9 protein-coding genes are annotated in these 10,473 nt (G+C 71.7%); 8 read left to right on the plus strand and 1 reads right to left on the minus strand.

Annotated elements, in window-relative coordinates:
• Nucleotides 1–8 precede the first annotated feature (8 nt).
• From ACFW9D_RS06755 to ACFW9D_RS06775, 5 genes are all read left to right on the plus strand, one after another.
• The gene (locus ACFW9D_RS06755) at nucleotides 9–1,637 is read left to right on the plus strand and encodes an AMP-binding protein (protein WP_384618721.1); all 1,629 of its coding nucleotides are present in this window, start codon (nucleotides 9–11) and stop codon (nucleotides 1,635–1,637) included.
• Between the two features lie 108 nt (nucleotides 1,638–1,745).
• The gene (locus ACFW9D_RS06760; RefSeq protein ID WP_188338722.1) at nucleotides 1,746–1,928 is read left to right on the plus strand and encodes a hypothetical protein; all 183 of its coding nucleotides are present in this window, start codon (nucleotides 1,746–1,748) and stop codon (nucleotides 1,926–1,928) included.
• Nucleotides 1,925–4,240, plus strand: coding sequence for a TOMM precursor leader peptide-binding protein (locus tag ACFW9D_RS06765; protein WP_384618692.1), 2,316 nt, complete (start codon nucleotides 1,925–1,927; stop codon nucleotides 4,238–4,240). The genes ACFW9D_RS06760 and ACFW9D_RS06765 overlap by 4 nt, the downstream gene beginning before the upstream one ends.
• 148 nt (nucleotides 4,241–4,388) lie before the next feature.
• Nucleotides 4,389–5,660, plus strand: coding sequence for a sensor histidine kinase (locus tag ACFW9D_RS06770; RefSeq protein ID WP_384618695.1), 1,272 nt, complete (start codon nucleotides 4,389–4,391; stop codon nucleotides 5,658–5,660).
• Between the two features lie 39 nt (nucleotides 5,661–5,699).
• The gene (locus ACFW9D_RS06775; RefSeq protein WP_188338725.1) at nucleotides 5,700–6,308 is read left to right on the plus strand and encodes a DNA-binding response regulator; all 609 of its coding nucleotides are present in this window, start codon (nucleotides 5,700–5,702) and stop codon (nucleotides 6,306–6,308) included.
• Between the two features lie 17 nt (nucleotides 6,309–6,325).
• Here the strand turns inward: ACFW9D_RS06775 and ACFW9D_RS06780 are convergent, their stop codons facing one another.
• Nucleotides 6,326–6,964: an NADH oxidase gene (locus ACFW9D_RS06780; RefSeq protein ID WP_188338726.1), complete on the minus strand. Its 639-nt coding sequence runs from the start codon at nucleotides 6,962–6,964 to the stop codon at nucleotides 6,326–6,328.
• Between the two features lie 230 nt (nucleotides 6,965–7,194).
• Here ACFW9D_RS06780 and ACFW9D_RS06785 point away from each other — a divergent pair, with 230 nt between their 5' ends.
• The 3 genes from ACFW9D_RS06785 to fdxA are packed head-to-tail and all read left to right on the plus strand — an operon-like array spanning nucleotide 7,195 to nucleotide 10,431.
• Nucleotides 7,195–9,090, plus strand: coding sequence for a 2-oxoacid:acceptor oxidoreductase subunit alpha (locus ACFW9D_RS06785; RefSeq protein ID WP_384618699.1), 1,896 nt, complete (start codon nucleotides 7,195–7,197; stop codon nucleotides 9,088–9,090).
• Complete coding sequence (locus ACFW9D_RS06790; RefSeq protein ID WP_384618702.1) at nucleotides 9,080–10,111, plus strand: 2-oxoacid:ferredoxin oxidoreductase subunit beta; 1,032 nt, start codon at nucleotides 9,080–9,082, stop codon at nucleotides 10,109–10,111. Before ACFW9D_RS06785 ends, ACFW9D_RS06790 begins: the two co-directional genes overlap by 11 nt.
• On the plus strand, nucleotides 10,108–10,431 hold the full coding sequence (gene fdxA / locus ACFW9D_RS06795; RefSeq protein ID WP_188338728.1) for a ferredoxin: 324 nt from the start codon (nucleotides 10,108–10,110) through the stop codon (nucleotides 10,429–10,431). Before ACFW9D_RS06790 ends, fdxA begins: the two co-directional genes overlap by 4 nt.
• Nucleotides 10,432–10,473: the final 42 nt, after the last annotated feature.

Consider the following 10,473-nt stretch of genomic DNA (forward strand, 5'->3'; position numbering starts at 1 on the left):
ACCGCGGCCTGGATGGGGGGGAGTACCCCGGGCCCGGCCCCCCCACCGCGCACCGGGTGCACCGCCAACACGGGGGGGCCGCGGGCGCGGCGCCCCGCGCCGCGCTCCTGGCCGACCTGCTGCCCCGGGGTGCCGAGCCGCACGTCGGCGTGCTGCTCGACAACACCCCCGAGTTCCCGCAGTGGCTCGGCGCCGCCGCCCTCGCCGGAGCGGCCGTCGCCGGCATCAACCCCACCCGGCGCGGCGCCGAACTCGCCCGCGACATCACCCACACCGACTGCCGGGTCCTGGTCACCGACCGCTCCCGGCTGCCGCTGCTCGACGGCCTGAAACTGCCCGGCGTCCGCGTCCTGGTCACCGACACCGGCGCCTACGAGGAGATGCTCGCTCCGTACCGGGGCGCCGAGCCCGTCGCCGCCCGCCGGGTCGGGCCAAACGCGCGGATGCTGCTCTACTTCACCTCCGGGTCGACCGGCGCCCCCAAGGCCGCCATCTGTTCCCAGGGCCGGCTCGCCGCCGCGGGCCGCTCCCTCGTCGGCCACTTCGGGGTGCGCCGCGACGACGTGCACTACATCTGCATGCCCCTCTTCCACGGCAACGCGGTCATCGCCGACTGGGCCCCCGCGATGGCCGCCGGCGCGGGCGTCGCGCTGACCCGCCGCTTCTCCGCCTCCGGCTTCCTGGACGACGTACGCCGCTTCGGCGCCACCTACTTCACCTACGTCGGCCGGGCCGTGCAGTACCTCCTGGCCACCGAGGAACGCCCCGACGACCGGGACAACCCGCTCCGGGTCGGCTTCGGCACCGAGGCCGGGGCGGTGGACGCGGCCCGCTTCGAGGAGCGCTTCGGGGTGCGGCTCGTCGAGGGCTACGGCTCCTCCGAGGGCGGCGCCTCCGTGTCCCGTACGCCCGACACCCCGCCCGGCGCCATCGGCAAGGCGTCCCCGGGCGACGACCTCGTGGTGCTCGACCCTGAGACCAGGGCGGAGTGCCCGCCGGCCGTGTTCGACGCGGGCGGCCGGCTCGTCAACGGGACGCAGGCGATCGGCGAGCTGGTCAACCGCGGGCGCTCGCCGTTCGAGGGCTACTGGCGCAACGACCGGGCGAACGCGGAGCGGGTGCGCGAGAACGGCTGGTACTGGACCGGGGACCTCTTCTACCGGGACGCCGACGGCTTCCTCTACTTCGCCGGACGCGACGACGACAAGATCCGCGTCGACAGCGAGAACCTCGCCCCCGCCATGATCGAGAACATCCTGGCCCGCTGGTCCGACGCCGCGGCCGTCGCCGTCTACGGCGTCCCCGACCCGGTCACCGGCGACCAGGTGATGGCCACGGTGGCGCTCCGCGACGGCGCCGCCTTCGACCCCCTGGCCTTCGGCGAGTTCCTGCTCGCCCAGGGCGACCTCGGCACCAAGATGGCCCCCCGCTTCGTCCGCGTCGTGGAGCGGATGCCGGTGACCGCCACCAACAAGGTCCGCCGGGGCGAACTGCGCCGCGAGGGCTTCTGGAGCGGCGGCGAACTGTGGTGGCGGCCGCCCGGCGAGGCCACGTACAGGCCGCTCACCGAGAAGGACCGGGACGAGCTGCTCGCCACCTGTGAACGGCTGGGCAGGAGAGGGCTGTTGGGGGCGTGAGAACTTCATGTGGGGACCGTGAGAGTGCCACTGTTTCCGGGACCCGGGCGCCCACAGGATGTCTGCCGACAGAGATTATCCGGCACGGCACGAAGGGGCACCTTGATCATGGCGAGTGTCATGCAGCACCGTTTCGAGCCCGTTGAAAACTCCTCCGCGACCGGCGCCCGGCCGCGGCTGGTGATCGAGAACCTGGACGGCAACGACCAGGGCATGGCGCTGGTGACGATCTGCGTCGTCGCCGAGACCGACGGCCGCGCCGCCGCCGCGTTCGGACAGCTCACGGCATGACCGTCCCTGGGGGGGACCGGGCCGAGCCCGCGAGAGACACGGGGAACGCGGTGGGGTTCAAACTCCACCTGCACCCCGTCGTCATCCCGGGCGAGGCCGCGTATCTGGTGTCGCGCCAAGGCGTCACCGCCCTGCGCGGTGAGCACGCCGAATGCCTGGTGCCGCTGCTCGACGGAACCCGGGACGTGGCCGGCATCCTGCGCGAGGCCGGCCGCACGCTCGACCCCGATTCCGTCCTGAGCTCGCTCGAAGAGCTCACGGCCGCCGGCCTGCTCCGCCTCCACCCGCGCGTCGGGTCACCCGGACTCCCGGGCGACCCGACGCGCTCCGCGGAGGCCTACTGGGACCTCGCCGGGCTGGACGGGGCGGCCACCGCCGCACGGCTCGCCGCGGGCGCGCTCTGGGTCGAGACCATCGGCGGCGCCGACCCCGACGCGGTGCGCGCGGCCTGCGCCGCCAACGGGATCGGCCTGGCCGGCGACCCCGAAGGGGCCGCCCTCACGCTCGTCGTGTGCGACGACTACCTCGCCCCGAGCCTCGGCGAGATCGACCGGGCGCACCGGGCCGCGGGCCGCGCCTGGCTGCCGGTCAGGGGGTGCGGCGCCGAACCCTGGATCGGCCCGTTCTTCCAGCCGGACGAGGGGCCCTGCTGGCACTGCCTGCGGGTCCGCCTCGCCGGGCACCGGGCCGCCGAACGGCCCGTACGGCGGGCCCTCGGGATCCGGGGCCCGCTGCCCCGCCCCGCCGCCTCGCTCGCCGCGGGCCGCTCGCTCGCGGTGAACCTCGCCGTCCTGGAGGCCGCCAAGTGGCTGGCCGGCATCCGAGACGCGGCCCAGGGCCGGCTGCACACCTGGGACACGTTACGCATGCGGGCCACCGAGCACCGTGTGGACCGGCTGCCGCAGTGCCGGGACTGCGGTGACCCGGACATCGTCGCCGAGCGGGTGCGGCGGCCGTTCGTCCCCGTCTCCCGGCCCAAGGCGGGCGGCAGCGGCGGCGGACACCGGGCCCTGACCCCGGACCAGATGCTCGCCCGGCACGGCCACCTCATCGACCCCGTCACCGGCATCGTCAAGGAGATCCGGCCCGCGCCGCACACCCCGGACGGCCTCAACTCCTTCGTGTCCGGGCCCAATCTGGCCATGGGCGCGCACACCCTGGCCGGGCTGCGCACCGGGCTGCGCGCCCTGAGCGGCGGCAAGGGCATCACCGAGACGGAGGCGCGGGTCGGCGCGCTGTGCGAGGCCGTCGAGCGCTACAGCGGCACCCGCCACGGTGACGAGCCCGTGATCGTCGACAGCTACCGCGGACTCGGTGCCGAGGCTGTGCACCCGTACGCCTGCCAGCTCTACGACGAGCGGCAGTTCCGCGAGCGGGAGCTGTGGAACGAGCGGCACTCCAGCTTCCAGTACGTGCCCGAGCCCTTCGACGCGGACCGCCCCACCGAGTGGACCCCGGTGTGGTCGCTCACCCACGGCCGGCGGCGCCTGCTGCCGACGTCGATGCTCTACTTCACCCGCGGCGCCGCCTCCGCGGACGGCCTGTACGCCGACTCCAACGGCAACGCGGCGGGCAGCAGCCGCGAGGACGCCCTGATCCAGGGGTTCTTCGAAGTCGTCGAGCGGGACGCGGTCGCCCTGTGGTGGTACAACCGCACCCGCCAGCCGGGCGTCGACATCGACGCGTTCGACGAGCCCTACGCCGAACGGATCCGCTCGGTCTGCGCCCGGACGCACCGCGAGCTGTGGGTGCTCGACCTCACCTCGGACCTGGGGATACCGGTGTTCGCGGCGCTGTCCCGGCGCACCGACAAGCCCGCCGAGGACATCGTGTTCGGCTTCGGGGCGCACTTCGACCCCCGGGTGGCGCTGCGCCGGGCCCTGAGCGAACTGGGGCAGCTGCTGCCGGCCGTGTACGACGCCCGCCCCGACGGCACCGGGTACGCGGTCACCGACCCGGAGCCGCTGCACTGGTGGTACACGGCGAAGGCCGCGCACCGGCCCTACCTGGTCCCGGACCCGGACCGGCGGCCCCGCACGCCCGCCGACTGGCCGTACGCGCCGCGGGCCGATCTGCTCGAGGACGTCGAGGCGATCACCGCGCTCGTGCGGCAGCAGGGCATGGAACTGCTCGTCCTGGACCAGACGAGGCCGGATCTGGAGATTCCGGTAGTGAAGGTTCTGGTCCCCGGCATGCGGCACTTCTGGGCCAGGTTCGCTCCCGGGCGGCTCTTCGACGTACCCGTGCAGCTCGGCAGACGCGCCGAGCCCGTCACGTACGAGCAGCTCAACCCGGTGCCGCTCTTCGTCTGAGGAGCTGATTCGACGGGAGCATCCCGGTCTCAACTCCGCGTGGACAAGAGACTTTTGAGTTGATCTTCGGCCCACTCCTGGTTGTCCCGGCCTTCACATATCATCCCCACACGGTGGGGTTGGACATGGCGAGAAGAGGCCACGGACGATGCAGAACAAGAACCGGTTCGACCGCGCGGGCGACGAGGACGGGGAGGGTGCGAGACCCTCCCCGCCCAAGAGGAGCCGCGACCTGCTCGCACCACGGGTCGCGCGCACCATCCTCGTGATGGCGCTGATCAGTTACTCCGTCGTCATCCTGCTCAACATCCTCGACACCCCGATGCCGACGCGGCACACGGCGGTGGCCATCGCCTCGCTCGTCGTCGTCCTCGCGCTGCAACTGCGCCACTCCGAGCCCGGAGCCAACCGGGCACCCCTGCGCCGCCGCCTGCTCACCCTGGGCGTGCAGGCCGCTCTCACGTATCTGCCGCTGCTGATCTTCCGCGCCGAGTGGGGCGCCATGGCGGGATTCCTCGCCGGCTCGCTGCTGCTCCTGCTGCCGCCCCGGGTCGGCTGGAGCCTGTACGCCGTCGTCGGCGTCAGCCTCGTCGTGCCCTCCCTGATCGAGCACCGCTCGGTCCTCGTCACCGTGTACCTGTGCCAGTCCACGCTGCTCACCGGCCTGGTCACGTACGGGCTCTCCCGGCTCAGCGAGCTGGTCGGCGAAGTGCACGCAGCCCGCGGCGAACTGGCGCACATGGCCGTCACCGAGGAGCGGCTGCGCTTCGCCCGCGACCTGCACGACCTGCTCGGCTTCGGCCTGTCCACGATCACGCTCAAGGCCGAGCTGGTGCACCGGCTGATGCCGGGCCACCCGCAGCGCGCCATGGACGAGATCCAGGACGTGCTGCGCGTCGCCCGCGACTCGCTGGCCGATGTGCGACGGGTCGCCCGCGGCTTTCAGGACATGTCCCTGGAACAGGAGATCAGTTCGGCCCGGTCCGTGCTGTCCGCCGCCGACATCGAGCTCGACGTGAAGGTCGAGCTGCGGCCCTTCGGGGCCCGCTCCGACGCCGTCCTCGCCGCGGTGCTCCGCGAGGCCATGACCAATCTGCTCCGGCACAGCAAGGCCGGCCACTGCACCATCGATGCCGAGCACCTGGGCGAAACGGTCCGCCTGACGGTCGCCAACGACGGGGTGGACAGCGGGTACCGGGACCCCTCGCCCGACAGCGGCAGCGGCCTCGCGAACCTCGGGATCAGGGTCCGGGCCATCGGCGGCCGGGTGGACGCCGGCTGCGTCAAGGGCACCAAGGGGACGACCTTCCGGCTCGTGGCCGAAGTGCCCGCGCACAGCGAAGTCGTCCAACCCCCTTTTCTTGGGGAAAAGTTGATCCTGCGGCCGGGTTCGGTCAGCCGGATAACGGCGTCCGATTGATAGGATTCGGTCAATATTCGAACGGGTTACGGGGGAACCATGATTCGGATTCTGCTGGCCGAGGACATGAACATGGTCCGCGGCGCTCTGGTCGCTTTGTTGAATCTCGAAACCGATCTCGAGGTCGTCGTGGAACTCGAACGCGGCGACGAGATCGTCCCCGCCGCCATCGAGCACCGGCCCGACGTCGCCATCATCGACATCGACCTCCCCGGCCTGGACGGCCTCAGCGCCGCCGAGCGGTTGCGTGAGAGCGTGCCGGGCTGCCGCGCCCTCGTCCTCACCAGCCTGGGCCGCCCCGGCACCCTGCGCCGCGCCCTGTCGGCGCAGGTCTCCGGCTACCTCCTCAAGGACGCGCCGCCGAAGCAGCTCGCCGAGGCGGTGCGCCGGGTCGCGGCCGGCCAGCGCGCCATCGACCCGCAGCTGGCGCTCGACGCCTGGGGCGGCACGGAGAACCCGCTCACGGAGCGGGAGAACGAGGTGCTCAAGCTGGCCGCCGAGGGCTTCGAGGCACCCGAGATCGCCACCCGGCTGCACCTCACGACGGGAACCGTGCGCAACTACCTCACGGCGATCGTCAGCAAGCTCAACGCCCGCAACCGGGTCGACGCCATCCGCATCGCCCGGGAGTCCGGCTGGCTGCTGTGAGCCGGTGAGGGCGGTCTCTAGCGCGCGCCGAAACGGCGCGGGTGACCGGCCACCGGCTGGGCCATCCCGGCCGCCGCGAGATAGCGCAGGATGCCGTCCGTGACGTCCGGGTGCAGCGGCAGGGCCTCCGTCGCGGCGCCCGGGGTCACCGGCCACGCGAGCATCGCCACCACCCACACCGCCTCCGGGCGGTGCAGCACCACCCGGTGCAGGGACGCGGGCGAGGCCAGCGAGATCCCGGCGTCGCCCAGCGTCAGCCGCACGTCGCGCGGCAGCCGCAGCAGATCGTCCCCGGACAGCTCCTCGGGGTCGAAGGTGGCCTGCCGGGACTCGGGCGAGACCGACAGCAGCGGCCCCTTGAGGTCGTCCACGGACAGGGTGCGCACCGTCATGTGCGAGAGCCGGCTCAGCGTGGGCAGGAGCAGCAGGCACACCCCGTCGCCGTCGGCGTAGTCCGCCGCGACGTTGGCCGGCAGGATCGGGCCGAGCTCCATGCGGCGCAGCACCTCGCGCACGACCGGGCTCGGGTCGTCGAGCTTCTCGGAGCCGAACCGCCCGGTGAGCACCACCGTGTCGGCGGACGCCCGCACGGCGACGTCCTCGCTCAGCGACCACAGATGGACCGGCTGTCCGCCCATGGGGCTGCTTGGGGTCATGGCGGCACTCCTCCCCGAGTGTGGACGGCAGCGCGTCCGCCGCGCGTCGGCCGAGTATCCGCCGGGCGTGATCGACGCCGCCAGGCAGGCGTTCATGCCCGGGACATGAGGAATTCATGGCCCCCGCGAGGGCGGCTTTGGCCGGTCACAAGCCCCGGCTCCTACCGTGCGGCGCAGCCGGACCGGCTGCGACTGCGGCGTCCGAGGCGTCTACGGGAAGGGGGCGGCCGGTGGCCGTTCTGTCAGTGGAAAGCAAAGAGATCCACCGCAAGGACGTGCGGCGTCTGGACCGGGTGGTCATCCGGTTCGCGGGCGACTCGGGCGACGGCATGCAGCTCACCGGCGACCGTTTCACGTCGGAGACGGCGTCGTTCGGCAATGATCTTTCGACTCTGCCGAACTTTCCGGCGGAGATCAGGGCGCCCGCAGGCACGCTGCCGGGCGTTTCGTCGTTCCAGCTGCATTTCGCTGACCACGACATCCTGACGCCGGGTGATGCGCCGAACGTTCTGGTGGCGATGAACCCGGCGGCGCTGAAGGCGAACATCGCCGATGTGCCGCGGGGTGCGGAACTCATCGTGAACACGGACGAGTTCACCAAGCGGGCGATGGCGAAGGTCGGTTACGAGGCCAGCCCGCTGGAGGACGGTTCGCTGGACGCGTATCACGTGCATCCGGTGCCGCTCACGACGCTCACCGTGGAGGCCCTGAAGGAGTTCGACCTCTCGCGCAAGGAGGCCGAGCGCAGCAAGAACATGTTCGCGCTGGGCCTGCTGTCGTGGATGTACCACCGGCCCACCGAGGGTACGGAGAAGTTCCTCAAGGCCAAGTTCGCGAAGAAGCCGCACATCGCCGCGGCCAACCTGGCCGCGTTCAAGGCGGGCTGGAACTTCGGTGAGACGACGGAGGGCTTCGCGGTCTCCTACGAGGTGGCGCCCGCGGCGAAGGCCTTCCCGCAGGGCACGTACCGCAACATCTCCGGGAACCTCGCGCTGGCCTACGGGCTCGTGGCGGCGTCCCGTAGGTCCGAACTCCCCCTGTTCCTGGGCTCGTACCCGATCACGCCGGCCTCGGACATCCTGCACGAGCTGTCCAGGCACAAGAACTTCGGCGTGCGTACCTTCCAGGCCGAGGACGAGATCGCCGGCATCGGCGCCGCACTCGGCGCGGCCTTCGGCGGCAGCCTCGCCGTCACCACCACCTCCGGCCCCGGCGTGGCACTCAAGTCCGAGACCATCGGCCTGGCCGTGTCGCTCGAACTGCCCCTGATCGTCGTCGACATCCAGCGCGGCGGCCCCTCCACCGGCCTGCCCACCAAGACCGAACAGGCCGACCTCCTCCAGGCCATGTACGGCCGCAACGGCGAAGCACCCGTACCGATCGTCGCGCCCCGCACACCCGCCGACTGCTTCGACGCGGCCCTGGAAGCGGCCCGGATCGCCGTCACCTACCGCACCCCCGTCTTCCTCCTCTCCGACGGCTACCTCGCCAACGGCTCGGAACCCTGGCGGATCCCCGAGGTCGACGAACTCCCCGACCTGCGCACCCGGTTCGCCCAGGGCCCCAACCACACCCTGGACGACGGCACCGAGGTCTTCTGGCCCTACAAGCGCGACCCCCAGACCCTCGCCCGCCCCTGGGCCGTCCCCGGCACCCCCGGCCTCGAACACCGCATCGGCGGCATCGAGAAGCAGGACGGCACCGGCAACATCTCCTACGACCCGGCCAACCACGACCTCATGGTCCGCACCCGCCAGGCCAAGATCGACGGCATCCAGGTGCCCGACCTCGAGGTCGACGACCCCACCGGCGACGCCGACACCCTCGTCCTCGGCTGGGGCTCCACCTACGGCCCCATCACCGCCGCCGTCCGCCGCCTGCGCACCGCCGGCGACACCATCGCCCAGGCCCACCTGCGCCACCTCAACCCCTTCCCCGCCAACCTCGGCGAGGTGCTGGCCCGGTACGAGCACGTCGTCGTCCCCGAGATGAACCTCGGGCAGCTCGCCACCCTGATCCGGGCGAAGTACCTCGTCGACGCCCACTCCTACAACCAGGTCAACGGCATGCCGTTCAAGGCCGAGCAGCTCGCCCACGTACTGGAGGAAGTGCTCCATGCCCGTTGAACTCCCGCTCCTGCCCAAGGACTTCAAGTCCGACCAGGAGGTGCGCTGGTGCCCGGGATGCGGTGACTACGCGATCCTCGCGGCCGTCCAGGGCTTCATGCCCGAACTCGGCCTCGCCAAGGAGAACATCGTCTTCGTCTCCGGCATCGGCTGCTCCTCCCGCTTCCCGTACTACATGAACACGTACGGCATGCACTCCATCCACGGCCGCGCCCCCGCCATCGCCACCGGCCTCGCCTCCTCACGGCGTGACCTCAGCGTCTGGGTCGTCACCGGCGACGGCGACGCCCTCTCCATCGGCGGCAACCACCTCATCCACGCCCTGCGCCGCAACGTCAACCTCAAGATCCTCCTCTTCAACAACCGGATCTACGGGCTCACCAAGGGCCAGTACTCGCCGACCTCGGAGGTCGGGAAGGTCACGAAGTCGACGCCGATGGGGTCGCTCGACGCGCCCTTCAACCCGGTGTCCCTCGCCATCGGGGCCAACGCCTCCTTCGTCGCACGCTCCGTCGACTCCGACCGCAAGCACCTCACGTCCGTGCTGCGGGCCGCGGCCGCGCACCCGGGGACCGCGCTGGTGGAGATCTACCAGAACTGCAACATCTTCAACGACGGTGCCTTCGAGGTCCTCAAGGACAAGCAGCGGGCGCAGGAGAGCGTGATCCGCCTGGAGCACGGGCAGCCGATCACTTTCGGGGCCGACGGGGCGAAGGGTGTCGTGCGCGACCCGGCCACCGGCGACCTGAAGGTCGTGCCGGTCACGGATGCGAACCGGGCGGACATCCTGGTCCACGACGCGCAGGCCGCGTCGCCGACCACCGCCTTCGCCCTGTCCCGGCTCGCCGACCCCGACACCCTGCACCACACGCCCATCGGCGTCTTCCGTGACGTCGAACGGGCCGTCTACGACGTACAGATGGCCGACCAGCTCGACGACGCCGTCACCCAGAACGGCAAGGGCGAACTCGGCGCCCTTCTCGCCGGCACCGACACCTGGACCGTGGAGCGTTCCTCATGACCTACGTCATCGCCCAGCCCTGCGTGGACCTCAAGGACAAGGCCTGCGTCGACGAGTGCCCCGTCGACTGCATCTACGAGGGCCCGCGCAAGATGTACATCAACCCCGACGAGTGCGTGGACTGCGGCGCCTGCGAGCCCGTCTGCCCGGTCGAGGCCATCTTCTACGAGGACGCGGTGCCGGACGAGTGGGCCGGGTACGGCAGCGCCGACACGGAGGTCTTCGCCCTGGCCGGAGTCTCCGGCGGCGCGTCGGCCGCCGGGCCGCTCCCGCAGGACCACCCGGTCGTGCAGGGCGAGCCCGTGAAGGAGCCCAACTGACCGGCCCCCGCACCCCGAACGCGCCGAGGCCCTTCCCGACAT

This window comes from Streptomyces sp. NPDC059524, assembly GCF_042749255.1.
GTDB lineage: Bacteria > Actinomycetota > Actinomycetes > Streptomycetales > Streptomycetaceae > Streptomyces > Streptomyces xanthii.